The organism is Spiroplasma endosymbiont of Dasysyrphus albostriatus, assembly GCF_964019495.1.
In the GTDB taxonomy this organism is placed as follows: Bacteria; Bacillota_I; Bacilli_A; order Mycoplasmatales; family VBWQ01; genus Spiroplasma_E.
Genome location: NZ_OZ026447.1, coordinates 532,819 through 558,319, shown reverse-complemented (window position 1 = coordinate 558,319; position 25,501 = coordinate 532,819). Strand labels below are relative to the sequence as shown.

The 25,501-nt window shown below is 25.5% G+C and carries 33 protein-coding genes and 1 pseudogene; 11 read left to right on the top strand and 23 right to left on the bottom strand.

What is annotated here, in order from left to right:
• Positions 1-30 precede the first annotated feature (30 nt).
• The 17 genes and pseudogenes from rplF to rpsJ all read right to left on the bottom strand — a co-directional run.
• Positions 31-585, bottom strand: coding sequence for a 50S ribosomal protein L6 (gene rplF, locus AACL11_RS03470; RefSeq protein WP_252319239.1), 555 nt, complete (start codon positions 583-585; stop codon positions 31-33).
• A 12-nt stretch (positions 586-597) separates the two neighbouring features.
• Positions 598-1,002, bottom strand: a complete 405-nt coding sequence (gene rpsH / locus AACL11_RS03465; protein WP_174480920.1) for a 30S ribosomal protein S8 — start codon at positions 1,000-1,002, stop codon at positions 598-600.
• A 13-nt stretch (positions 1,003-1,015) separates the two neighbouring features.
• Complete coding sequence (locus tag AACL11_RS03460) at positions 1,016-1,201, bottom strand: type Z 30S ribosomal protein S14 (RefSeq protein ID WP_174480921.1); 186 nt, start codon at positions 1,199-1,201, stop codon at positions 1,016-1,018.
• 1 nt (position 1,202) lies between these two features.
• Positions 1,203-1,760, bottom strand: coding sequence for a 50S ribosomal protein L5 (gene rplE / locus AACL11_RS03455; RefSeq protein ID WP_338958174.1), 558 nt, complete (start codon positions 1,758-1,760; stop codon positions 1,203-1,205).
• A gap of 21 nt (positions 1,761-1,781) precedes the next feature.
• Positions 1,782-2,129 carry a 50S ribosomal protein L24 gene (rplX, locus tag AACL11_RS03450; RefSeq protein ID WP_252319242.1) on the bottom strand — a complete coding sequence of 116 codons (348 nt, stop codon included), beginning with the start codon at positions 2,127-2,129 and terminating at the stop codon, positions 1,782-1,784.
• 13 nt (positions 2,130-2,142) lie between these two features.
• Complete coding sequence (gene rplN, locus AACL11_RS03445) at positions 2,143-2,511, bottom strand: 50S ribosomal protein L14 (RefSeq protein ID WP_174480924.1); 369 nt, start codon at positions 2,509-2,511, stop codon at positions 2,143-2,145.
• 21 nt (positions 2,512-2,532) lie between these two features.
• Entirely contained in the window at positions 2,533-2,811 is a 279-nt protein-coding gene (rpsQ, locus tag AACL11_RS03440; protein ID WP_252319243.1) for a 30S ribosomal protein S17, read from the bottom strand.
• Entirely contained in the window at positions 2,811-3,305 is a 495-nt protein-coding gene (gene rpmC / locus AACL11_RS03435) for a 50S ribosomal protein L29 (RefSeq protein ID WP_338958179.1), read from the bottom strand. The genes rpsQ and rpmC overlap by 1 nt, the downstream gene beginning before the upstream one ends.
• Positions 3,286-3,771 carry a 50S ribosomal protein L16 gene (rplP, locus tag AACL11_RS03430; protein ID WP_281748520.1) on the bottom strand — a complete coding sequence of 162 codons (486 nt, stop codon included), beginning with the start codon at positions 3,769-3,771 and terminating at the stop codon, positions 3,286-3,288. Before rplP ends, rpmC begins: the two co-directional genes overlap by 20 nt.
• Before the next feature lies 1 nt (position 3,772).
• Positions 3,773-4,516 (bottom strand): 30S ribosomal protein S3, encoded by a 744-nt coding sequence (gene rpsC, locus AACL11_RS03425; RefSeq protein ID WP_252319246.1) that lies wholly within the window; start codon positions 4,514-4,516, stop codon positions 3,773-3,775.
• 16 nt (positions 4,517-4,532) lie between these two features.
• Positions 4,533-4,865, bottom strand: a complete 333-nt coding sequence (gene rplV / locus AACL11_RS03420) for a 50S ribosomal protein L22 (RefSeq protein ID WP_174480929.1) — start codon at positions 4,863-4,865, stop codon at positions 4,533-4,535.
• Between the two features lie 12 nt (positions 4,866-4,877).
• Positions 4,878-5,150, bottom strand: a complete 273-nt coding sequence (rpsS, locus tag AACL11_RS03415; RefSeq protein ID WP_174480930.1) for a 30S ribosomal protein S19 — start codon at positions 5,148-5,150, stop codon at positions 4,878-4,880.
• A 14-nt stretch (positions 5,151-5,164) separates the two neighbouring features.
• Positions 5,165-6,028 carry a 50S ribosomal protein L2 gene (gene rplB / locus AACL11_RS03410; protein ID WP_338988154.1) on the bottom strand — a complete coding sequence of 288 codons (864 nt, stop codon included), beginning with the start codon at positions 6,026-6,028 and terminating at the stop codon, positions 5,165-5,167.
• Positions 6,029-6,052: 24 nt separating this feature from the next.
• Positions 6,053-6,346, bottom strand: coding sequence for a 50S ribosomal protein L23 (gene rplW / locus AACL11_RS03405; protein ID WP_252319250.1), 294 nt, complete (start codon positions 6,344-6,346; stop codon positions 6,053-6,055).
• A gap of 1 nt (position 6,347) precedes the next feature.
• Positions 6,348-6,977: a 50S ribosomal protein L4 gene (gene rplD, locus AACL11_RS03400; protein WP_281748516.1), complete on the bottom strand. Its 630-nt coding sequence runs from the start codon at positions 6,975-6,977 to the stop codon at positions 6,348-6,350.
• A gap of 23 nt (positions 6,978-7,000) precedes the next feature.
• Positions 7,001-7,693: a 50S ribosomal protein L3 gene (gene rplC / locus AACL11_RS03395; RefSeq protein ID WP_174480934.1), complete on the bottom strand. Its 693-nt coding sequence runs from the start codon at positions 7,691-7,693 to the stop codon at positions 7,001-7,003.
• A gap of 115 nt (positions 7,694-7,808) precedes the next feature.
• Positions 7,809-8,111, bottom strand: a pseudogene (gene rpsJ, locus AACL11_RS03390) (30S ribosomal protein S10); the annotation flags it as partial.
• A 486-nt stretch (positions 8,112-8,597) separates the two neighbouring features.
• Here rpsJ and trmB point away from each other — a divergent pair.
• Positions 8,598-9,254 (top strand): tRNA (guanosine(46)-N7)-methyltransferase TrmB, encoded by a 657-nt coding sequence (trmB, locus tag AACL11_RS03385; RefSeq protein ID WP_338988152.1) that lies wholly within the window; start codon positions 8,598-8,600, stop codon positions 9,252-9,254.
• A 68-nt stretch (positions 9,255-9,322) separates the two neighbouring features.
• On the opposite strand, the gene AACL11_RS03380 is transcribed toward trmB, so the two are convergent.
• From AACL11_RS03380 to AACL11_RS03370, 3 genes are all read right to left on the bottom strand, one after another.
• A complete protein-coding gene (locus AACL11_RS03380) occupies positions 9,323-10,021 on the bottom strand; it encodes an ETX/MTX2 family pore-forming toxin (RefSeq protein WP_338988151.1) in 699 nt (232 codons plus the stop codon).
• A 26-nt stretch (positions 10,022-10,047) separates the two neighbouring features.
• Positions 10,048-10,947: an IS3 family transposase gene (locus tag AACL11_RS03375; protein WP_338988482.1), complete on the bottom strand. Its 900-nt coding sequence runs from the start codon at positions 10,945-10,947 to the stop codon at positions 10,048-10,050.
• Positions 10,948-11,118: 171 nt separating this feature from the next.
• The gene (locus AACL11_RS03370; protein WP_338986622.1) at positions 11,119-12,132 is read right to left on the bottom strand and encodes an IS3 family transposase; all 1,014 of its coding nucleotides are present in this window, start codon (positions 12,130-12,132) and stop codon (positions 11,119-11,121) included.
• A gap of 68 nt (positions 12,133-12,200) precedes the next feature.
• Here AACL11_RS03370 and AACL11_RS03365 point away from each other — a divergent pair, with 68 nt between their 5' ends.
• From AACL11_RS03365 to AACL11_RS03350, 4 genes are all read left to right on the top strand, one after another.
• The gene (locus AACL11_RS03365) at positions 12,201-13,493 is read left to right on the top strand and encodes a hypothetical protein (protein ID WP_338988150.1); all 1,293 of its coding nucleotides are present in this window, start codon (positions 12,201-12,203) and stop codon (positions 13,491-13,493) included.
• A 91-nt stretch (positions 13,494-13,584) separates the two neighbouring features.
• Positions 13,585-13,944, top strand: a complete 360-nt coding sequence (locus AACL11_RS03360) for a helix-turn-helix domain-containing protein (protein WP_338973555.1) — start codon at positions 13,585-13,587, stop codon at positions 13,942-13,944.
• Positions 13,901-14,473, top strand: coding sequence for an IS630 family transposase (locus tag AACL11_RS03355; RefSeq protein WP_338988471.1), 573 nt, complete (start codon positions 13,901-13,903; stop codon positions 14,471-14,473). The genes AACL11_RS03360 and AACL11_RS03355 overlap by 44 nt, the downstream gene beginning before the upstream one ends.
• Positions 14,436-14,765, top strand: a complete 330-nt coding sequence (locus tag AACL11_RS03350) for a hypothetical protein (protein WP_338988149.1) — start codon at positions 14,436-14,438, stop codon at positions 14,763-14,765. Before AACL11_RS03355 ends, AACL11_RS03350 begins: the two co-directional genes overlap by 38 nt.
• A gap of 70 nt (positions 14,766-14,835) precedes the next feature.
• Here the strand turns inward: AACL11_RS03350 and AACL11_RS03345 are convergent, their stop codons facing one another.
• Positions 14,836-16,230 (bottom strand): M17 family metallopeptidase, encoded by a 1,395-nt coding sequence (locus tag AACL11_RS03345; RefSeq protein ID WP_252320239.1) that lies wholly within the window; start codon positions 16,228-16,230, stop codon positions 14,836-14,838.
• Between the two features lie 145 nt (positions 16,231-16,375).
• Here AACL11_RS03345 and pepF point away from each other — a divergent pair, with 145 nt between their 5' ends.
• The 3 genes from pepF to AACL11_RS03330 all read left to right on the top strand — a co-directional run bounded on the left by pepF (position 16,376) and on the right by AACL11_RS03330 (position 21,202).
• Positions 16,376-18,214, top strand: a complete 1,839-nt coding sequence (gene pepF, locus AACL11_RS03340; RefSeq protein WP_338988148.1) for an oligoendopeptidase F — start codon at positions 16,376-16,378, stop codon at positions 18,212-18,214.
• 129 nt (positions 18,215-18,343) lie between these two features.
• Complete coding sequence (locus AACL11_RS03335) at positions 18,344-19,333, top strand: GMP reductase (protein ID WP_338988147.1); 990 nt, start codon at positions 18,344-18,346, stop codon at positions 19,331-19,333.
• 474 nt (positions 19,334-19,807) lie between these two features.
• Positions 19,808-21,202, top strand: a complete 1,395-nt coding sequence (locus tag AACL11_RS03330) for a hypothetical protein (RefSeq protein ID WP_338988146.1) — start codon at positions 19,808-19,810, stop codon at positions 21,200-21,202.
• 143 nt (positions 21,203-21,345) lie between these two features.
• On the opposite strand, the gene AACL11_RS03325 is transcribed toward AACL11_RS03330, so the two are convergent.
• Positions 21,346-22,281: a hypothetical protein gene (locus AACL11_RS03325; RefSeq protein WP_338988145.1), complete on the bottom strand. Its 936-nt coding sequence runs from the start codon at positions 22,279-22,281 to the stop codon at positions 21,346-21,348.
• A 150-nt stretch (positions 22,282-22,431) separates the two neighbouring features.
• On the opposite strand from AACL11_RS03325, the gene AACL11_RS03320 reads away from it, so the two are divergent.
• The gene (locus AACL11_RS03320) at positions 22,432-22,791 is read left to right on the top strand and encodes a helix-turn-helix domain-containing protein (RefSeq protein WP_338973555.1); all 360 of its coding nucleotides are present in this window, start codon (positions 22,432-22,434) and stop codon (positions 22,789-22,791) included.
• Positions 22,748-23,320 carry an IS630 family transposase gene (locus AACL11_RS03315; RefSeq protein WP_338988471.1) on the top strand — a complete coding sequence of 191 codons (573 nt, stop codon included), beginning with the start codon at positions 22,748-22,750 and terminating at the stop codon, positions 23,318-23,320. The genes AACL11_RS03320 and AACL11_RS03315 overlap by 44 nt, the downstream gene beginning before the upstream one ends.
• Here the strand turns inward: AACL11_RS03315 and AACL11_RS03310 are convergent.
• Positions 23,317-23,601, bottom strand: coding sequence for a hypothetical protein (locus AACL11_RS03310; RefSeq protein WP_338988144.1), 285 nt, complete (start codon positions 23,599-23,601; stop codon positions 23,317-23,319). The two genes, AACL11_RS03315 and AACL11_RS03310, sit on opposite strands and share 4 nt — an antisense overlap.
• Before the next feature lie 256 nt (positions 23,602-23,857).
• Here AACL11_RS03310 and AACL11_RS03305 point away from each other — a divergent pair, with 256 nt between their 5' ends.
• Complete coding sequence (locus tag AACL11_RS03305) at positions 23,858-25,492, top strand: DEAD/DEAH box helicase (protein WP_338988143.1); 1,635 nt, start codon at positions 23,858-23,860, stop codon at positions 25,490-25,492.
• The last annotated feature ends 9 nt before the right edge of the window (positions 25,493-25,501 follow it).

The following is a 25,501-nucleotide window of genomic DNA, read 5'->3' as shown; positions in this document are numbered from 1 at the left end:
TTTCTATTCTCCTTAAGTGCCAGTATAAGATTATTTACCTTTACCAGCAGCTTTTCCTTCCTTACGACGAATGTGTTCATTTTTATATTTAATTCCTTTACCTTTATATGGTTCTGGTTTACGGAATTTACGAATTTTGGCTGCAACTTCTCCAATTAATTGTTTATCAATACCACTAATTTGTAATACTGTTGGTTTGGGAGCAACAATGGTAATTCCTTGCGGAATTTCAAACTTAATAGGATGAGAATATCCTAATGTTAAATTTAAGATATTAGCTTGAACAGCAGCACGATATCCAACACCATTTATTTCTAATTCTTTCATGAAACCTGTTGATACACCAACTAACATTCCATTAATTAATGAATTAGTTGTTCCGTGAAGTTGTTTATTTTTTTTGTTATCATCAGGTCTTGTTGTAGTAATTGTTTTTTTCTCTTCATCAACGTTAATTTTAATAACATTTGGTAATAGTTTTTTTAAAGAACCTTTTGCTCCTGTAACAGTTAACAAGTTACTTGCATCTAGCGTTATTGAAGTATTTACTGGAATGGTAAGGATACGGTTACCAATACGTGACATATAGTTTCCTCCTTATCATACATAAGCAAGAACTTCGCCACCAAGACCAAGTTTTTTTGCTTGTTTATTTGTCATAATACCTTTTGATGTAGAAATGATTGCAATTCCATAACCATTTAACACACTTGGTAAGTCTTCACATTTTGCATACATTCTTAATCCTGGTTTAGATATTCTTTTTAAACCAAGAATTGGACTTTTACCAGTATGAACTAATAAAAGTTCTAATTTAGGTTTGCTAGGATTTTCTTTAGTAACACGATATTTTTCAATATAACCATTTTTTTGCAAGATATCAGCTATCTTAACTAGTTGTTTTGAAGAAGGTACACTAACTACTCGATGTTTACTGCTATCCGCAGCGCTAATAGCATTACGAATAACTGTTAAAATATTACTTATTGGATCTGTCATCATAATTATATACCTCCTATCATGATGCTTTTCTAATACCAGGAATTTGTCCTTGGTATACTAAACCGCGAAAACAAATACGGCATAACATAAATTTACGAATAACCGCATGAGGACGGCCACACTTTTGACAGCGTGTATATGCTTGCGTACTAAACTTTGATTTACGGGCTTGTCTTACTTTTAATGAAGTTTTTGCCATCTTATGCCACCTGCTTTCCTTGTTTTTTAAACGGTAATCCTATTTTTTTTAATAACAATAATGCTGTTGCATTATTTGATGTTGTGGTAATAATTGAGATTTCCATACCACGAACTTTATCTACTTCTTCATAATTAATTTCAGGGAAAATAATTTGTTCTTTAATACCAACAGTGTAATTACCATTTTGATCAAATGCTTTAGCTGATAAGCCTTGAAAATCACGAATTCTTGGTAAAGAAATTGAGATAAATTTATCAAGGAAATCATACATTTTTTCGCCACGTAATGTAACTTTACAACCAATTGGCATTCCTGCTCTTAATTTAAAGCCGGCAATTGATTTTTTTGCTTTAGTGATAATTGGTTTTTGACCAGTAATTTTTGATAATTCAGATACTGATTTATCAATGGCTTTTGGATTACTACTTGCATCTCCAACGCCAATATTAATAACAACTTTTTCAATTTTGGGTACTTGCATTATTGATGTAAAATTTAATTCTTTTTGCAATTGGGGAATAATAGTTTTATTATATTTTTCTTGTAAACGATTCATTTTTATGCTGTTACTCCTTTATTATCGTAATTCTGTTTCAGATCTTCGTGCAATACGAATTTTTTTGCCATCTTTATCAATTTTGTACCCAATTTTTGTTACTTTTTTATCTTTTTTACCATCAAGGATCATTACATTAGAAATGTGAACACTAGTTTTTACTTCCACAATTCCACCTTCTTGATCATTTTGGGTAGGTTTTTTATTTTTCTTAGCAGTAATACCTTCAATAATAACACGATTTTTTTCACGAAGTACTTGGATAATTGGTCCGGTATGACCTTTATGCTTTCCTGCAATGATTTTAATTTGGTCGCCTCTTTTTAATTTAGTATCAAGACTAATAACTGGTTTCTTTTTGCTTGCCATTTATTTCATCCTCCTAAACAATTTCTTCTGCTAAAGAAGCAATTTTATTATAACCACGCTCTTTAACTTCACGAGCCAAGACACCAAATACTCTAGTACCACGTGGCGTTTTATCTTCTTTAATAATTACTACTGCATTATCATCAAATTTTACACAAGAACCATCATTACGTTTTACACCAAATTTACTACGTACGACAACTGCTTTAACAACTTGTCCTTTTTTCATTGCACTATTAGGTGTTACTGATTTTGCTGAACAAACAACAATATCACCAATTTTAGCAAATTTTTTAGTACTACCACCCAAAACTCTAATAACCATAACTTCTTTAATACCAGTGTTGTCAGCCACATTGGCTCACGATAGATTTTGTAACATCTTTCTTATCCTCCTGGTTAATTAAGCTTTTTTATTTGTTTTAGATTCAATAATCTTTAACAAACGGAAGCGTTTTAGAGCTGAAAGTGGACGAGTTGAAATGATTTCAACCTTGTCACCAATTTTAGCTTGGTTAGTTTCATCATGGGCATGATACTTTTTAGTTGACTTAAAACTTTTATGGTACATTGGATGTCGTTTTGAAGTTTCAACAACAACAGTAATTGTTTTATCATTTTTGTCAGAACTTACAATTCCAACAAAAGTTTTACGTTGTTTGTTTGGAATAATATTTGTCATTATTCTTTGTCCTCCTTAGCTGGTGTCACAGTTTTCTTAACTGTAGGTTTTTTAGATGGTTTTTCTACTTTAGTAGTAGTAACTTTTTTAACTTCTTTGTTTGATGATTTTGCTTTAGTTGTTTTTTCAGTAACTTCTTTTTTAGCAATTTTATCTGATTCTTTAATAACTTCTGATTTAGTTATTGTTTTAACTTTAATATCTTTTTTATCATCAACTTTAGCAACTTTTTTAGTTTTTTTGCTTTCTTTATTTTCTTCTGGTAATACCATTTTATTAATATGTAATGGTTTGATTTTTTCACCATTATTAATTCTGATAGTTAATTCAGTTTTAATACGAGCAATATCCTTACGAAGATTATTTATCATATGCGGAGTTTCTAGTTTACCTAACGAACTTTGAATTCGTAAAGCAAACAATTGCGCACGAAGAGTTTCTTCATGTTGTTGTAATTCTAAAGTTGATTTATTTTTAATTACTTGCATTTCCATTTGCTTCACCCAATTCTGTTGTTAAATTTTTAGCAACCTTTACTTCTTCTGTTGGTTTTATTTCTCTAGTAACAATTTTACATTTGATTGGCAACTTGTGCATTGCAAGACGCAATGCTTCACGTGCTGTTGCTTCATTAGGATATGATACTTCAAACATAACTGTTTTTGCTTTTACTACTGAAACTCAATGATCAATTGAACCTTTTCCTGAACCCATACGTACTTCCGCTGGTTTTCTAGTAATTGGTAAATGTGGAAAGATTCTAATTCAAACTTTTCCACCACGTTTCATGTAACGTGTCATTGCTACTCTGGCTGCTTCAATTTGTCTTTCAGTAATGTAAGAACCTTCTTCAGCACGAAGTCCGTAAGTTCCAAAAGCAACTGTTTTACAACCTTTTGCAGTTCCTTCATAACTTAAACGGTGGACGCAAGAGTGTTTATATCTCTTAGGTATAGCCATCTTACTTTACCTCCTTACGTGGTTGTTGTGAGTAATTATTTCGGCGATTGTTATTATTTCTTTGATTATATTTTGAAATAATTTCAGGTTGAGTTGAGTCAGTTCCTGATAAAATTTCACCTTTATATACTCAAACTTTAATACCAATTTGACCAAAAGTTGTTTTTGCTTCAGCAGTAGCATAATCAATATTACTACGTAATGTTGCTAAAGGAACACTACTTTCTGAATAACCTTCAACACGTGCCATATCCGCTTCACCAAGTCTTCCTGAAACACGAGTTTTAATTCCCTTTGCTCCAGCACGAAGTGCTTTACGAATTGCTAATTTTTGTGTTGTACGATGTGACATACGATTGCTTATTTGTTGTGCTAATGTATTAGCAATTGTTTGCGCATCAATATCAGGATTTTTAATTTCAACAACATTAATTCTAATACCTATTTTACGATTTTTAATTGTTTTACGAACTAGTGTTGTTAATACTTCAATGTTTGAACCGCCTTGCCCTAAAACTGAACCAACACGAACACAGTGGATAAATAAGGTAATTTGTGATTTAGTTCTTTCAATTTCAATTTTAGAAACACCAGAAGTTTTTAAATGTGCAAATAGTGCTTTTCTAATTTTGTGGTCTTCTAAAATTCATTTTGCTAAATCTTCGTTACTAGTTGCATATCAACGTGATTGTCAATCTTTATTGATACCATATCTTAATCCATTTGGACTAACTTTGTGACCCATATTACTTATTTACCTCCTAATTATCGCTAACCACGATAGTGATTTTGCTTGTTCTTTTTAAGATTTGATATGCTCTACCATGAGCACGGGGCATAAATCTTTTCATAGTTGGACCTTCATTTACAAATATTTCCTTAATACGTAATTTGTTGGCTTCCATTCCATAGTTATTAGCAGCATTAGCAACTGCTGAATTAATTAATTTTATAATTGGCTGTGCTGCGCGTTTTTTTTCATGAGCTAGAATTACTAGAGCTTTGGCAACAGCATTATCACGAACTAAATCCGCTACTAAACGCACTTTTCTTGGACTAATGCGTAATTTATCTAAATGAGCTTTTGCTTCCATAATTTCTATCTCCTAACGCTTTTTCTTGTCAGAACCGTGACCACCAAATTTACGTGTGGGTGCGAATTCTCCTAATTTATGACCAACCATATCTTCTGTTACATATACAGGTAAATGTGTTTTGCCATTATGTACACCGAATGTATGTCCAACAAATTGTGGGAAAATTGTTGAACGACGAGATCAAGTTTGAATAATTTTTTTTGATTTATTTTTATTTTGAGTTTCCACTTTGTTTAATAAATGACTATCAGCAAAGGGTCCTTTTTTTAAAGATCTTGACATATATTACTTTCCTCCTACTTTGTTGCATTTCTTCTTCGTACAATTAATTTATTTGATGCTTTTTTACTATCACGAGTTTTTAAACCTAATGCTTTTTTACCTCATGGTGTTACTGGAGCTTTTCTTCCGATTGGAGCTTTACCTTCTCCTCCACCATGTGGGTGATCATTTGGATTCATAACACTACCACGAACAGTAGGTCTAATTCCTTTTCAACGATTTCTTCCCGCTTTACCAATGTTTACTAAGTTATGATCATCATTTCCAACTGTACCAATTGTAGCTCGACAATTACTTAATACTTTTCTAACTTCACCTGATGTTAATTTTAATAATGTATACTTAGCTGTTTCATCACGACCAAGAATTTGAACACTACCACCAGCACTTCGTGCCATTTGTCCACCTTTACCTGGTTTTAATTCAACATTATGAACAACTGTTCCTTGTGGAATCTGTGATAATGGTAAACAGTTACCAACAGTAATATCAATTTTAACAGTATCACTGTTTTCACCACTTAATAACTTATCTCCTACTTTGATTCCTTTTGGTGCTAAAATATAACGCTTTTCACCATCAAGATAAGAAATAAGACAAATGTTAGCATTACGATTTGGATCGTATTCAATTGTTTTAACTGTTCCAACTACATTGTCTTTGTTACGTTTAAAATCAATAATACGGTATTTAACCTTATGACCATTACCTTGATGTCTTACTGTAATTTTACCTTGATTATTTCTACCAGCTTGTTTAACTAAATTTACTAATAAAGATTTTTCAGGGCTATTACCAATAGTTAAGTTCTGTTTGTAATCCAGAACGCTCATATTACGTCTTCCTGCAGTAGTGGGATTAATTTTTCTAATTGCCATTGTTTTTTTCTCCTTCCAATCTCATTAGCTTTGTTCTTCAGAACTAAACAAACTTAATTGTTCACCAGGAGCTAATTTAATAAGAGCTTTTTTTACTGCCGATGTTTTTCCAACAAATCTACCAACAGTTTTAGTTTTTGGTTTACTATTAATAATATTAACGTCTGCTACTTTAACTTCAAAAATCTGTTCAAAGGCTTTTTTAACGTGACTTTTATTAGCTTTACGGTTAACAGTAAATGTATAGATACCTTCAGCCATTTGTTTATAAGTTTTCTCAGTTAATACTGGTTTTACTATAACTTCACTTAAATGCATATTAAATTAAAGCCTCCTCAACGATTTTAATTGCCTCAGTAGTAAACAATACTTTTTTAGCATTTAATAAATCGTAAATATTAATACTATTAGCAGCGATTGTTGTTGTTCTAGGTAAATTACGACCTGATTTAATAACTGTTTCTTTATTGCTTATTCCTGAAACAATTAGTGTTTTATTGTTTGCTAATTCTAAAACTTTTAAAGTTTCTAACATAATTTTAGTTGAAGGTTTTTCAAAGTTTAATTCATCAATTACAACTATGTTTTTATTTTGGAATTTGGCAGCCAATGCTGATTTTATTGCCAATCTTCTTACTTTTTTTGGTAATCCAATTAAATAATTACGATCAGTATTTGGTCCAAAAACAATCCCCCCACCTTTTCATTGTGGTGAACGAATTGAGCCTTGACGCGCATTCCCTGTTCCTTTTTGTTTTCATGGTTTTCTACCACCGCCAGCAACTTCAGCACGACTTTTAACAGCGTGTGTTCCTTGACGTTTTGTAGCATTATAACTTAATAAACTATCAAACTGCGCTTGCTTGTGCGGTTCAATTCCTCAAATTTTTTCGTTTAAAGTTAATTCGCTAACTTTTGTTCCAGCGTTGTTAACAACATTAATTTTCATTTTGCTATCCTCCATAATTAACTTTATTGACCATCAGTAACTTCGGTTGTAGTATTTTGATTTCTAACAACTAATGATACTGGGGTTTTGAGAATTGGTTTTTTAACTGCTTGTTTAATAACAAGAAAGCCTTGTTTTGGTCCTGGAACTGAACCTTTTACTAAAAGATAATTATTTTCTTTATCTACTTTAATAACTTCTAAGTTAGCAACACTACGTTTAACATTTCCCATTTGCCCTGGCATTGGTTGTGATTTAAACACACGGTTAGCATTAATAGAACCTGTTGAACCCATTTGACGATGTAAACCTGATCCATGACCCATTGGACCACGTGATTGATTATGACGTTTAATACGTCCTGTAAATCCTTTACCTTTAGAAGTTCCTTGGACATCAACGAATTCACCTGCTGTGAATACGTCAGCAACATTAATAAGATCTTTATGATTAAATCCGTTCATGTTACGAATTTCTTTCACGAAGCGCTTAGGTTGACTGTCGGCTTTTTTAAAGTGTCCGATTGTTGGTTTGTTTGATAAAGTAACGCGAAGATCGAACGTTGCAAGTTGTAAACTACTATATTTGTCTTTTACATTTGTTTTAACTTGACTTACTACATTTGGTTGTACTTCGATAATTGTTACTGGAACTAGTTGTCCGTTGTTTAAGAAAACTTGTGACATTCCTAGTTTCTTACCTAAGATTCCTTTCATAATTTCCTCCTTGGAATATGTTGTAAATAATTAATATTTATCGATTTTAATAATTTTTTTTATTAATCTTTTTTGATACTTGATTTAAAGTTGATTTTTTTTCATCTTTAGATTCGATTATCAAAGAGATACTAACACTATTAGGGATAGTAAGTCCACTTAGAGCATTTAAAGATTTTGGTGATAATTGAGCACCAATAATTCTTTTGTGAGTTCTCTTTTCAAATTGTTCACGTGAATCTTTATGTTTATGCGGTGAACGAAGAATAGTGAAAATTTCTTTATGAGTTGGTAATGGAATTGGACCTACCACTTCAGCACCTTCTTTTTTTAACACATCTTTAATTTTCTGTGCTATTTGGTCAATAGCTGAGTGATCATAACTTTCTAAACGAATTTTTACTTTGTCTCCTATGATTGCCATTGGCTATATCCTCCTTAGAACGATTTTTAATAAAATAAAGAACAAAACATGTGATATAATGACAACTGATATCAGTGTATCAGCATTTATACATAACAATCACGCCTTGTAAGTATAACATAGTGTAATGGTAAAAGGGAATAGCAAAATACAAAAAAAACAAAAAAAATAATGGGTTTTTTGTTCATAATCTTTTAACTATTAATTTAGTTGTAAAAAATAAAGATTTTTATTAAAAAAATAATAAAATAGCGTTATTTTTTTATTATTTTCTTACTTTAAAAAAGTAAAAGGTAATATATAATTATATAATTATAATATTTCACAAAATTTATTTAAATAAAAATATTACATGATATAAATATAATAATGAAATTCTTTTAGCAAAAGATATTTAAACTTCAATTTTGATATAATTCTAAAATTAGTAAGTTACACTTTTATAACAACTATGTTGATTAAATTAGAAAAGGAATTACAATGAGAGTAAGAAATAAACCATGAGCAAAAGAATTTATTTTAACACATAATAATTTATGTATTAATGATCCCTATAATTACAAAGGGAAATGAAAGAAAAAAATATTTCAAAATAAAAATCCAATCAATATTGAAATTGGAAGTGGCAAAGGAAATTTCATTATAAATCTTGCTAAACAAAATTCAAATCAAAATTATATTGCTATTGAAAAAAACATTTCTATTGTAACTATACTATTAAAAAAATGAATTGAAAATAAATTATGTAATTTAAAAATAATTATAGAAGATGCCATAAATTTAAAAAAACTTTTTGCCAATAATGAAATTAATAAAATTTATTTAAATTTTTCTGATCCATGACCTAAAAAAAGACATTTTAAAAGAAGATTAACATACCAAAAATTTTTAGAAATATACAAAAAAATTTTAATAAAAAATGGACAACTTTACTTTAAAACAGATAATAATAACTTATTTAATTATTCACTTTTGGAATTTCAAAAAAATAAATGAAATTTATTAGAATATACAATTAATCTACATCAAGATAATAATATAATAAAAAATGATGAAGCATTTATTAAAACTGAATATGAAGAAAAATTCATTAAACAAAATAAAAATATTAATTATTTATTAATACAAAAAAAATAAAATTGAAGTTTAAACTTCAATTTTATTAAAAAAAGTTAATGATTAACTAAGATTATATTCATATTAAACTATAAAGATTTTTCATCAAATGTTACATTTAATTTTCCACCCTGTGAATCTCAAGAAATAGGTAAATTTAAAAAAACAGTTTTTGGGTTATCAGGATTATCTGTTGAAATAATTGAATAAGTGTTATAACCAATTTTAAGTTGTTCTTTATAGCCATTATCAACTAAAAGTTTAATCAAATCTTTAATAGTATATTCACTTTTACTTCATTGACCGGTTTGTGATCAATAATATGAAGAACTAATAGTATCAGTTAAATTTACTGGATAACTAATTTTTCCTTCATTATGATATGTTCCTTGCTTAATAGTATATAAAACTGTTCCTATTGAATGTGATTTTAATTTAAATGATTGACTTGGATTAGTTAATGTTTCACTATCAGTAGTAGTTTTAGTTCCTTGTTGCTCTGAACCAAATTCAGCACTAGTTTCAACATCACTTTTACCAACTCAAGGAATTTTAAATTCAGCTTTAACTTTAACTCCAATTTTTTCTAATGTTTTTCAAGAAAAAGTATTAGTATTAGTAATAGTTTTAGATTGTGATTGAGTTTGATAAATTTGTTCGGTATTAGAACTATTAGTATAAATGTCTTGAAAAGAATCTACTATATTTTCATCTTTAGCAACAGTCTTTATTGGTTTTAAAGTACCTTCTTTGCCAGTAAAATATTTATCATATTCTTTTTGAATCAAATCTGGAATGGCAACACTTTTTAGGACTATTTTTTGGTAGACATTTGTTGTTGATATTTAACTGGAGTTAAGTAGTTTAAAGTGCTGTGAATTCTTATATTGTTATATCAATTGATGTAATCAAATAATTCTAATTTTAATTGGATTAATGATGTAAAATTTTTATCATTAATAAATTCGGTTTTAAAAGTTTTAAAAGTTGCTTCAGCAACAGCATTATCATAAGGACAACCTTTTTTACTTAAAGAACGGTTAATGTTGAATGCTAGTAAAAGTTTATCAATAATTTTATTGTTAAATTCATTACCGCGATTACTATGAAATATTTGAATATCTTTTAAACAGCGATTTGATTGCATAAATGCTTGATGTACTAATGATGCATCTTTTTTAACTCCAACACTATGTCCGATAATTTCGCGGTTAAATAGGTCTATTAATAGGCAAATATAGTTTCACCTACCATTAACTTGTACATAAGTTAAATCACTAACAATAACTTCATTTTTAATCCTATTCTTAAATTTTCTATTAACAAGATTAGTTATTTGACTATCGTTAACTTTGTTATTATGATTTTTGAATGATAATTTAGTATATTTTGATATTAAATTATGTTCATTCATAATTTTTTTAATTTTTCTGCGCGATAAATAAATTTCTTGGTTTTCTAGAATTTTTTTTAATCTTCTAGTACCATAAACTTCTTTATTTTCTTTAAAAGCACTAATAACAGCTTCATCATAAATATTATTTTTGATTTTATTTTCTTTTTTCTTTAAATTAAAATAATATGTTGATTTAGATATTTTTAAAAAACGACACATTGTGCGAATTTTATATTTAGCTTTATTTTTGACAATAATTTCTATTTTCTGCCTATTATTAGTGCTGCTTGCTTTAAAATATCATTTTCCATTCGTAATTGCTTTAATTCTTTTCTTAATTTAATTAATTCATTTTCTTCAAAAGAACGATTATCTTTAGTTTTAAAACTTCCTGAATTACTAAATTGCTTAATTCAATTGTAAGTAGCTGCTCTTGTAACATTATAGGTGGTTAGCCCTAATTACTGGACCATATTTTGATAGATATTTCTAAATTTTTATTTGTAATATTGGTGGTTTTAAAAATTTAGAATGTATTCTTTCATAATTATAAAACATAACATATTGATTTACATCATTAATAGCTTCATTGATTGTTAAATATTGATTTGAGTCTTTAGGCAATCATTCTTGAGATAAATGTGAAAATCAATTTTCAGATATGACATTACCGCCAATATCATATGGTTGTTTTTTGCTTAAAATTATTTGTTTGTTTTTTGCTCATTTTGTAATTTCTTGACAATAAAATTCGTTGGCGTTATCTGAATGTAAAATAACGTTTTTTATTTGATTTCAAGAAAATTGGTTGTTTATTTTTTCAAGTGCAGGAAGAATTAAATCTTGATATGATTTATTTGAAAATGTATTATAACTAACAACATTATTTGAATAAAAATCAATAATTACAAAAAGATATAGTCAACCTTCTTTGGTGTTTATTTGTTTAGTATCCATTGATCAAATTTGATTTGAAGCGGTTGTACTTTTGTAATCTTTGTTTACTTTATCCATTGTAGGTATTCACTTATTTGGATTTTTTTTGTTTTTAGGATAGTTATTTTTAGTTTGTTTTAATCCTTGAATATTGTGTTTTTTCATAATTTTTCGCATTTGTTTTGTTGATAATTCTATATTTAAAATGATATTTTTCTCTTGTTTTAATCACTCTTTAAAAGCTGAAAAAATTCTTAAATATCCATAAATTCTACCTTTTCTTGTAGAATGAAATTCGATTAAAAGTTGGCATAATTCTTGATATTTATGATTGCAATTAATAATATGATTTTTTTCTTTTTTAATAAGTTTTTGTTTATTTTTTAAAAAGTAATATGTTGATCTGTTTAATTGAAGATATTGACATAAGTTTCTAATTGAATATTGATTTTTGCAATCATCGATAATTTTAATTTTTTCTTTGATATTTAATTTGTTAATTATTAATGCTATTTGTTTAATTTTATCCATTAATAAAAATCCTTTCAGGTCAAAATTAGTGTTCATTATATAACACAATTGTTTTTAGAATACATTCAGATTTTTTAAATTAATGGTCTAGTAAAAAGGGCTAAGTGGCCCCATCCACTAGCACATGAAGACAAACTATTAAAAATTGAACTAATGGATTTTACCAAGAAATTAAACATTTAGTTTCGGGGTCACTATGAATATCATCAGCTATTATTATAATTGCTAGTTTAAACATTATTAGCACTCAAGTAAATAGTAATGAGGATATAGATTTTAAAAAGGCATTTACTACTTTAATTAAATGAGAAGTACTTGGCAATACTACTGTTTCACTCTTTGTTTCATTTCTAAAGAAATGTTTAACAAATTTCGGTAATAGTGAATTAGAAAAAACTTTATTTTATAAAATATGAAATAGAATAAAAGATAAAGTATTTACTAATACTATTGAAACACCTAACCTTAATTTTGAGGAAATAAAAACTAAAATTAATGTTCTTGAAGCAAATAAAAATACATTAGTAACACAAATAAAAGAGTTTTCAAACTTATGTCAACAATTAGTTACAAAGTTTAAAACTCTTTTAAATAATAATACTGAAAACGATATTATATTAACCATTGAAGAAAACATTAATAACAATCTTAAAGCATATTCAATAATTACTAATGAATTAATAAAAATTATTGCTACTTTCGCAGTTTTTACTAGCGGAGTAGCTTTTGCTAGTTCTATAAGTATTATAAAAAACGATATAGCCAATGATTTACCTTTAAATCCAACATCCTTTGTTAAAACTTTTACTGCTCTTGAAACTATTATTGTGTCCTTTTTAGCATTAATAATTTTTAAATTAAAATTTAATCTATTTGAAAATGGATTAAAAAATATTAAACGCTCATTATTATGACAATGCATTAAAAAAATTATTAATAAACCTACTATTAGTGAAACTGATATTGAATTAGAATATGAAAAAATAACTGCTTTAAAAAGATGATATGATTTAAATTTTATTAAACTAGAATTTAATTTAAATGAAATACAAAATATTTTAGAAATACAAACTTTAAATCCTAATAATAACTACAATAGCAATATTTGTAAAAATATTAAATATTTATTTACTTGATTAATATCAATAGTATCTTCAATGACACTTGATAGTTATTTTGATATTATTACTGCTCAAATAAGTGCTAACAAAAAAATAGATTTTATAAAAGATTTAAAACTACTAATAACTAAAGAAAATATAATAGTTGCAATAATAGCCCAAATTGGTTTTTCATTTAAACTTAATATTACTGATTTTTGTTGAGAAAAATTTAAAAATACATATACTTGTCAAGCATTAAGTTATATAGCTAACGAAAGTAATGTTTACTCATAAATAATGTAAAATAATAATATGTAATTTAAACAATTCTTGCACTTACAAGTATAATTCAGCAATAATTAAAATAGATTAGGAAGATTAAATTATGCCAAAACCATACAGTGAGGACTTACGAAGAAAAGTAATAGAAGTTTATGAAAGTAAAAACATGAAAATTAAAGAAATTTGTAAAGTGTTCAATATCACTAGAAAGACTTTATTTTTATGAAGAAAAAGAAAGCAAAAAACCGGAAATATAAAACCAATTTTGAATTATCAAAAAGGACATAGCCACAAAATAAAGGATTTAGATGAATTAAAAAATTATTTAGCAGAAAATAAAGATGTTACAGTTCAAAAAGTAATTGAAAAATTTGGTGATATGACAAAAGAAACAGTTTATAACTATTTCAAAAAACTAAATTATACATATAAAAAAAACTTTTCTATATGAACAAAGAGATAAAAATAAACAAGAAGATTTTTTAAAAGAAATAGCGAAAATAATGAATGAAGATTTGGTATATATTGATGAATCTGGAATTGATGATAATGAATTTTATAAATATGGTTGGTCTGAAAAAGGTAAAAGATTATTTGATAATAAACCTGCATATAAAATAAAGAGAATGAGTATAATTGGTGCACTAAATAAAGGTAAATTAAAAGCTCTATGAGCATTTGAAGGACATTGCAATAGTAAAATTTTTGAATCATATGTTAAAAATATACTAATTCCAGTATTAAAGTGTGGACAAATTATAGTTTTAGATAATGCGACGTTTCATAAATCTAAAGCAACAAAACAATTAATTGAAAATGCTGGATGCAAACTATTATTTCTTCCACCATATTCTCCTAATTTAAATCCAATTGAACATTTTTGATTTGCTATAAAACATAATATAAGAAAAATATTACCAAATTATTGACCAAATATTAAAAACGCGATTGATTTTGTTTTTCAAGATATGAGTAAACATTACTTTAGTTAGCTATATATGTAATTTTCCTAAAAAATATTATCAGTCTGTTTACTCAAACAATTCAATTTTCCAATTAAATTCAAATATTACTGAAGAAAATTTAGAAAAATTAGTCAAAAATTATTATGAAAAATTTGATAAAAATATTAAAATCTTAGAAAAAATAAATATTAAATTAAATGATACTATTGATACAAGTAATCGATTAAATATTAATAAAATTAATAATTCTCAACTACCACCATTATTAAAAACACTACAAAAAATAGAATCAAATATTATTTCAATACCAATTAACTAAAAATATTGTTAAATAACTTTTTTATAAAATAAAAAAGGAATAATTGTTATGATTATTCCTTTTTATAACTTTATTTACTTGTACTATAATTTTTCATATATTGAACTAATGTTTTAACTAATACACCCATACCACGATCATTTTTATAAGCAGTTCCCGCAATATCTAAATGTAAAAATGGTTTATCTTCGCTAAATTCTTTTAAAAATGCAGCAGCATTTGATGAACCACCATATGGATCTTTAGAAAGATTACTTAAATCAGCTATTTTAGATGAACGCATATTTAAAATATTTTGTTGATGAATTGGCATTCTTCAAATTTCTTCATTAGTTTGTTGTGATGATAAATCAAAATCATTAAATAATTTATCATCAGTAGCAAAAGCACCAGTCATATAACTACCTAATGCAACTAGCATTGCACCAGTTAAAGTTGATAATTCAATAATACGATTTGCTTTTCCTTTACGTAAAGCATATGTCATACCATCTGCTAATACCAACCTTCCTTCGGCATCGGTATTATTAATTTCTACAGTTTTACCATTCATTGAAGTAAAGACTGTTTCTACTAAAGTAGCATGACTACCAATCTTATTTTCTGTTAAACAAGCAACAGCTACAAAGTTTATTTTTAATTGTAATTTAGCAGCAGCAATGGCAGCATTACATACACTAGCTGCACCCGACATATCAAATTTCATACCTTTCATTGCTGAAGAAGGTTTTAGTGAATAACCACCACTATCAAAAGTAATTCCTTTACCAACTAATCCTAAAATATCATCGGCATGCTGTGGATCACCTTTATATTCTAAAACAACAACACGAGCATCAAAATTACTTCCAGCATTAACTGCTAATAATAAATTCATATTTAGTTCTGTTATTTCTTTTTGCCCTAAAACCTTTATTGATAAATTTTTAATACCTTTTGCTGCATCTTGAATTTTTTTTGCAAAAACTTCGGGATATAACAAATTAGGTGGCATATCTTGCAAATTACGTGCTAAATTAATACTTTCTCCTTGAATTTCGATTTGTTGTTGTGAAGTATAGTTAGGGAATTTTGCTGTTGAAACAACATTATATTTAACTTTTTTTTCTTCATTGTTTTTACTTTTTAAAGTATATTCTTTAAAAGTACCGAATCATAATGCTTCATATATAGTTTGTAAAAGTATACTTTCATCTAAATTACTCGTAACAAAAGATTTGACATCAATATCCAAATCTTGACTATTATTACTACTAAAATTTACAAAAAAATTATAAACATCATTACGAGTTAAGCCTTTACTATCACCTAAATATAGGTAATAAGTTTTATCTTCAGAAATTAATGTTAATTTATTTTTTTCTTTAGCAATCAATTCATGAGGAACTTTATCAGCAAATACCGCTGTTAATTTTAATTTTAATTCAAGTTTACTACTAACATTAAGTAGAATATTTTTATCCATATTTTCACTCCTAAATGGTAATATTAAAATAATTACAATATATCTGAATTAATATTTTCGAAAATTACAACAAAAATAGATAAGTTAAACAATATTATTGTATTATTATTGTATTGTAATATTACCATAGAATGGAGCAAAAACTATGAAGCGTTCTGAATTAAATGAAAAAGATAAAAAAAAGTACTGCTGAGATTTTAAGCATTTATTTATTAATAATGAATCTTGAAAAAAAGCTTTACCTGAGTTTGATAAATTTGTCAATCAACTTTTAACTTTTAAAGGAAAATTAAATAATATTGATAACTTTAAAAAATATTTAGCAATTAGCAAAGAAATATCAATGTTAGGCTCTAAAGTTGTGCAATATTTACATTATGGAGATTTAGATCAAACTAACTTAGAATTGCAACAATTATCTAGTTTATTTGCGACTCAACAAAGTAAGTTATCGGAAAAGTTAGCATGAATTGAACCAGAAATCAAAACTATTGGTTTACAAACTATTAAAAACTGAATTAATAATGACCCCTCATTAATGATATATAAACATGATATGGAAGTTTTTTTTAAATTTGAAAAATTTATTTTAAGTGAGCACGATGAAACTTTACTAAGCAAAGTTAGCAAATCAAGAAGTGCTGCTGGTGGTTTATATGATAGTTTGGTTTATGCTGATAAACAAAAAACAATGTTTAATTATCAAAATAAAGAACAAGAATTAACACAAACTTTATATTTAGACATTTTAGAAAATAGTAATCCAGTAAAAAATCAACAATTAAGAATTGATATTTCAAAAAAATTTTATGAAGATATTAAAAATAAAAAACATTCATTAGCACAAGTTTATGAAAGCATTTTAGAAGTAGCTGTTGAAGAAATAAAAATTCGTAACAACGATAAAGAAAAAGATAATAAAAAACATTTAACTACTTTAGAATATAGTTTATTAAGTGATGATGTACCATTAATACTATATGAAAATTTAATAAAAACAGGACAGAAACACGCTATTTTAGTAGAAGAATTTTATAATTTAAAACGTAAATTTTTTAAATTTAAAAAATTTTATAGTACCGATACTAGTTTAAAAATGACAACAATACCAACTAAAAAATTCAGTGTTGAAGAAGGTATTAATTCAGTCAAAGAAATTTTAAGTATCTTAGGTGATGAATATTTAGAGCAGTTAAACTTAGCATTATTACCAGGTAGAATTGACTATTATGAAGACACAAATAAACGAACTGGTGCTTATTCAACAGGTGGTAATGGCGTAGAACCCATTATTTTAATGAATTGAGATGATACTATTAATTCACTTAATACACTAGCTCATGAATTAGGTCATTCTGTTCACACCCTATTTTCAGAAAAATATCAAAAATATCCAAATGCTGACTATCCAATTATTTTAGCTGAAGTTGCTTCAACAGTTAATGAACATCTAGCCTTTGATTATTTATATAATAAAGCGTCAAATAATCAAGAACGCATTTACTTACTACAAACTCATATTGAAACTGTAATTGGTACTTTTTTTCGTCAAATTCAATTTGCTGAATTTGAATGAGAAGCACATAAATTAGTAGAAAAAGAAGTGCCATTAAACGCCGATATTTTGGCTGATTTATTTGAAAATACAGCTAATAAATATGGACAAAAAGCATTAGATAAATACGAAGAAAAAGCAAAAGGATACTCATGACCACGAATTCTTCATTTTTTCCACTCACCTTATTATGTTTATAAATATGCTACTTCAATTACCGTTTCTTATAAACTTTATGAAGATGTTAAAAATGGCAAAAAAGAAAATTTACTTAACTTTTTAAAAGCCGGTGGCAGCAAATATCCATTAGATATTTTAAAAGATGCGGGTGTTGATTTAACACAAATTGATGTTTATAACCCATTAATTACTAATTTAAAGAAAATGATTAACCAATTATCAGACTTAATTAATAATAAAGATAATTAAATTGCAAAAAAATAATATATAATACTAATGGTGTTTTAGTCCTTTAGCATTTTATTTAAAACGTTATAAAATAATATGTACATATTTTGACTATTACAATTAGTAAAGACTAAGGAGAATAAATAAAAAATGAATGTGAAATTTGATTTTGAAGATATAAATCTAATTGCAAATAAAGGAATAATTAAATCACGAAAAGAATGTGATACCAGTGTTAAACTAAATGGTTTTACTTTTAAAATTCCAATTATTCCGGCAAATATGAGTGCTGTCATTAACCAAGAATTATGTATTTGATTGGCTAAAAATAATTACTTTTATGTAATGCACCGTTTTAATATCGATCAAATTAAATTTATTAAAAGTATGCATGAACAAAAGTTATATGCTTCAATTAGCATTGGTGTTAAAAAAGAGGATAAAGAGTTACTTGAACAATTAATCAAACTGAATCTAATTCCAGAATTTATTACTATTGATATTGCACATGGTCATAGTAATGCTATGGAAGAAATGATTAAATTTATAAAAACTACTTTTGCTAAAACAAATACTAAACCTTTTATTATTGCTGGTAACGTTATGACAAAAACCGCTGTTAAAGATTTAGAAAAATGAGGCGCTGATGCAATTAAATTTGGTGTTGGCCCAGGAAAAGCTTGTATTACTAAACTAAAAACTGGATTTGGTACAGGTGGTTGACAATTAAATGCTTTACAAGATGTTGCCAATAGCACCACTAAACCATTAATTGCAGATGGTGGTATTAGATGTAATGGTGATATTGCTAAAGCAATAGCTTTTGGTGCCACTATGATTATGGCAGGAAGTATTTTAGCGGGTTATGATGAATCACCTGGCAAAATTGTTACAATAAATGGTCAATCTTACAAAGAATATTTTGGATCAGCAAGTATTTTTAACAAAGCGGAAGCGAAAAATATTGAAGGTAAAAAAATACTTGTTCCATATAAAGGTTCAATTGCTGATACTTATAAAGAAATGGAAGAAGATTTACAATCTGCTATTTCTTATGCTGGTGGTAAAGATTTATCTGCATTAACAAAATGTGATTATGTTATTGTTAAAGGTACTATTAATAATGGTGATGATCGTTAATAATTTTTAATTTTTCTTTAAAAACAATTCTGGGTACCCAGAATTGTTTTTTATTAAAATACAAGCAAATCAAACTGCCTATGATGATAATTGAATTCACTGTGATAATTGTTTAATGATATTAAAGAATCTAATAATTAAATTATTTTTAATATTTAAACTACTTTGTCTAAAACTTTTTTTCTGATTTTTTATCATTATTTTATATTTATTTTGATTATATTTCTTTATGATATCATCTTTAATAGTTTTACTTTTTTATTTTTTTCCATATTTTTTGCTTTTTAGTTTATATTCAATTATATTTTTAATAAAAAATAAATTAAATAAACTTTATTTAAAATACTAGATAAAAATATATTGTGAAATACGTTTTATTTCTTTATAATAAATATAAAAATTAATATAAGTTTTTTAATCCATTTACTTTCATTTTAAAGTAAATGGATTTTTTATTTTGAAAGGGATGAAAAAATGATTAATACAGAAAAATTACCTTTATTAGAAACAAGTGCACATATTAATTATAATGGAATTAATAATTCACATATATCAATAAATCATAATGATTCATCTAGTACTGAAAGTATTATAACTTTAAATGATGTTCAAATAACAAATGCAAGAGAAAATAATAATTTAAACAATTTATTATTTGATGGTGATTCAGTACATACTATTGTTAATTTTAGCAATGATTGAAGGGATACTGATGATCGTTATGGTGGAAAAACACAAAAAAGATTAGATATTAATGGTAATTGAGAATATAATACGAAATTTATAACAGGTGATGTTTTAAATGAAAAAATAACAAATATTAATAATCAATTATATTTAATGAAAGAAATTATATTAAATGATGGTGCAGTTATTTTAGAATTATCAAATTTAAATGAAAATAAAAAAATTGAAACAAAATATAAAATATACAATAATGAAGAAGAAAGAGAATACAATAATAATTTAAATGACTTGGATTTAACTACTTTTTTACCAATAAATAAAGAAAAACCTAATTTTTTAAAAAAATTTTTAAGTTCAAAATATATGTTTTTACCTAATACAATTTTTTTAAATTTTGCTTTCGGATCAGTATTATTATTTGAAGCTAAAAATTATTTTCATAAAGAAAAGTTACCTGAAAATCTTTATCATAATTTTTGAGATGTATTAATGAGTGGTATTAGTGGTGTTATAGTAATGAATTTATCTTATTTAAATTACAAACTTATTTCTTTAAAAAATAAATGAAAATACTTATCTTTTTCTTTAGTAATTGGTGGTATTAGTATTTGAGATCAATTTTTATATTTACATGTTAGTGAAGAAAATTTCAACTTCATCTCTTTTATAGAAAGAATAAGTATCTTTTTTACTAGTATTTTAATTGAAGAATTAATTTTTGATAAAATTGCTCAACCTTGCATTGAAAAATTATGACAAAATTTAAAAAATCAAAACTTTTCAAAAATTATTAAATATGGTAGTACTGTTAGTATGCTTCTTTTTGTATCAATTTTTAAAAATATATTAACTGGTCTTTATGGCGAAGAAAAAGAAATAAATTTAGAAAATATTAAAAAAGCACTTCCACTAACACTATTGACAGTAATTCTTGAAAATACTCTTACTTCTTTTTCTTTTTCTTATTTTGATTGATTTTGAACAAAAATTTCAATTGCAAAAGAAATAGCAACCAATAGTATAAAAGGAATAGAAAGATTTGCTAATCAACAAGCACAAAATTATAGTTTTAAAAAATTAATAAAACAATTTAATTTTCAACCATTTAATTCAAACTTAATAAATGAAAGCGAACCGATAGATCATCCAGATTCAAATCAACCATCTATCCAAGTTATGTAAAAGTAAAGTCATTAACTCCTCTTTTGATGAAATATAAAAAAAACACATTTTAGTTAAAAATATTAACTGAAAAAAATACATTATATAATAATAAAAAAGTGAATTATTAATTCACTTTTTTATTATTACAATTATTTAATATATTAAAACGAAGAAGTAAATCCCCTATCATCGTTATATCCAATTTCATTGAAACAGCGATTAGGATCCATTTCATTTCAAGATACAGCATGTCTAGATGTTGAAGATTGAGATTGCATAGTTGCTTGATTTCTTAATCCAGAAATCTTTTGTTTAATTTCATATAATTTTGCCTTTTTTTGTTGTTTAATTTCATTGCTTCTACTATTATTAAAACGACCACAACTAATAATAACTCAAAATTTATTAGAAAAATTTCGCCCTCCTTTATTTGTTTCTAATTTTTGGATTTCTTTTTCTAATTTTTCTAATTGAGCTTGATATTGATTTAACGTTACTTCATATTTATATTTTTGAAATTGTTTATTCAATCAAATAAAAGGAGATTTTAATAATATTTTTATTTGTGTTTTTATACTTTGTGAATTATAAATTTGTCTTACTGCTGCAAGACAACCATTAATTTCAATATTTTTTTTATTTATACTAAAATTTAATTTTGCAATTTTTTTATCTATTTTTGCAATATCTAAATTTCTTCTACTCATACTACGATTTAAATCACAAATATTTTCCATCTTCAATTTTAATCTTATTTTTAATCTTGCATCTAAAACCTCTTTTTCTGATTTTAGATTTGGACATAATCATCAATTTTCTTGTTTTATTGAAAAAAATTTATTTGCTATTTCAAGTTCATTTCTAGCAATTTTACAAAATATTCTTTTTGTTTTGTATGTTCTTCTTTCTAACTTAACAGTTAATCTTGCTGTTTTTAATTTTAACTTTGATAAAATTAATTTTTTATTTAAATCATGAGCATTAAAATTTTCAATTTGCTGTTCTATATTTGTTCCTTCAACTTCCAATACTCTTATTTCATTATCTAATTTCTCTTCTCGTATCATTTCTTTGGACATCTCTTCATCTAATGCCACTATGTTTTCTTTTCATTTTTTTATCATATATAGCTAACGAAAGTAATGTTTACTCATAAATAATGTAAAATAATAATATGTAATTTAAACAATTCTTGCACTTACAAGTATAATTCAGCAATAATTAAAATAGATTAGGAAGATTAAATTATGCCAAAACCATACAGTGAGGACTTACGAAGAAAAGTAATAGAAGTTTATGAAAGTAAAAACATGAAAATTAAAGAAATTTGTAAAGTGTTCAATATCACTAGAAAGACTTTATTTTTATGAAGAAAAAGAAAGCAAAAAACCGGAAATATAAAACCAATTTTGAATTATCAAAAAGGACATAGCCACAAAATAAAGGATTTAGATGAATTAAAAAATTATTTAGCAGAAAATAAAGATGTTACAGTTCAAAAAGTAATTGAAAAATTTGGTGATATGACAAAAGAAACAGTTTATAACTATTTCAAAAAACTAAATTATACATATAAAAAAAACTTTTCTATATGAACAAAGAGATAAAAATAAACAAGAAGATTTTTTAAAAGAAATAGCGAAAATAATGAATGAAGATTTGGTATATATTGATGAATCTGGAATTGATGATAATGAATTTTATAAATATGGTTGGTCTGAAAAAGGTAAAAGATTATTTGATAATAAACCTGCATATAAAATAAAGAGAATGAGTATAATTGGTGCACTAAATAAAGGTAAATTAAAAGCTCTATGAGCATTTGAAGGACATTGCAATAGTAAAATTTTTGAATCATATGTTAAAAATATACTAATTCCAGTATTAAAGTGTGGACAAATTATAGTTTTAGATAATGCGACGTTTCATAAATCTAAAGCAACAAAACAATTAATTGAAAATGCTGGATGCAAACTATTATTTCTTCCACCATATTCTCCTAATTTAAATCCAATTGAACATTTTTGATTTGCTATAAAACATAATATAAGAAAAATATTACCAAATTATTGACCAAATATTAAAAACGCGATTGATTTTGTTTTTCAAGATATGAGTAAACATTACTTTAGTTAGCTATATGTTGTTTGTAATTGTTTATTTGGTAATTGATTTTTTAATTTTAATATTTCTTCTCTATTTTTTTCTATTTGTTTTTGTATTTCATAAAGTTCATTAATATTTATAATCTTGTCTATTTTTTTAATTTGTTCAAAATGTTTTTTTCTTTCTTTTTCTAATTTTTGTTTTTCAATCTTTAAAACTATTATTTTGTTTTGTTTTGTTTTTATTACACTATCTATTTTTTTGATTTCTTCTTTAAAAATTTTTGATTCCTTTCTAATTGTTTCTATCACTAACTTCTTCCTTTCTTTTTTATTTAATATAAAAAAAATCATTACTTTCTTAAAAAAATAATAGATTGAAAACTATATTTAGTTTTTCTTTTACATTGTATATAAATATAATAAATTTACATGATATATACATTAATACTATTTTCTATATACAATTCAATAACTTATAATTCTTTTAAAAATAAATTATTTTTTAATTTATATTAATTTTATTATAATATTTAATATCATATACAAACACTAAAGTAGGTTAATAATGTTAGAAATCATAAGTTTTAATAATGAACATATTACAATTAAAGTGAAAAAAAATAAAAAAGAAATTTTAAATGCACTAGGTATTATTGATATCAATAATACTAATGAATTTAAAATATTTAATACTCCGTTTGCTCTTGAAATACTACTTAAATATACAAATAATAATGATAAATTAAAACAAATATATGAACACTCACTAATATCATGAAAAAAAATCCAACAAGAAAAAAACTTAAATGATTATCCAGGTAATCCTAAACTAAGACATTATCAACGTGTTGATGTTGCAATTTTAAAAGCAAATAAAAGATTTGGCTTGTTTAATGAAATGCGTACTGGGAAAACACCAACTATTTTAACGGCATTATCAGAAATGAAAACTAATAAAATATTATTTGTTGTTCCTAAGTCAACTATTTTATTAACATGGGTTCCTGAAATTAAAAAATGAACTACCTATAATTGTATTACTATTAAAGATGATATTACTAAAGTGCGAACAGAAAAATATAATCAATTTAAAAATAGTAATAATTGTATTTTAGTAGTTTCTAAAAACACTTTTAAAAATGATATAAAAAATAAATTATTAACTAAATTTGATTTTACATTAGTTATTGATGAAGCACATTTTTTAAGAAACTATAAAACTGCACAAAGTTCAACAATTTTGGAAGTTGCAAATAAAGTATCATCAGTTTATTGTTTAACTGGTACCCCCGCCAATAATCATCCTAGTGATATTTTTGGTATATTAAAAATTATTGATAATAAACTATATAAAAATATTGATTATTGAGATTTTGTTGCTCGTTATTTTGGAATAATTAGAAAACATATTACCAATTTTGTAACTATTAATATACCAAAACCAAATGTTAAACCACAACTAGCAGCAGAGTTTGATTATTTAGTTAAAAAAATATCAATTATGCGCAAACAAATTGATGTACGTAATGAAATGCCAAAAATTATTAAAAATGATTTAATTTTAACTATGCCCAAAGCACAAACCGCAATTTATTATGATACTCTTGAAACTATGAAACAAGAATTATTTTATAATAAAAAATCTAAAATAACTTTTTTACAAATATTTACGAAATTAAGAACTATTTGTTCAACACCTATTAATGAGGGAATGAAAGAATTAGGAGCAAAATTTAATTGACTACTAGACTACTTACATGATAATGAAAATGATTCAATTATTATTTATAGTAGTTTTAGTGATAAAGGAATTAACATTTTAAGTAACATTTTAGATAAACATAAATTAAATCATCAATTAATTACTGGTAAAGTAAATCATGAACAAAGGCTTAAAGCTATTAGTGATTTTCAAAGTAAAAAAGTTAAAATTATTTTATGTAATATTAAATCTACTAATGTTGGTATCACATTAGATGAAGGTGATGTTATGATTTTTCTAGATCGTGAATTAAACCCAACCGAAAATGAGCAAGCTGAAAGTCGCTTTTTTCCAACTCAATTAAACGATAATAAAACTAGAGAAATTATTAATTTATATTGTGCTAATACTATCGATTTAAAAATTAGAGACATCCTTAATAATAAAATTGATATTAATAAAATAATTAATGATCAAGGTATTAAATTTTTTGAATAATTTTATTAT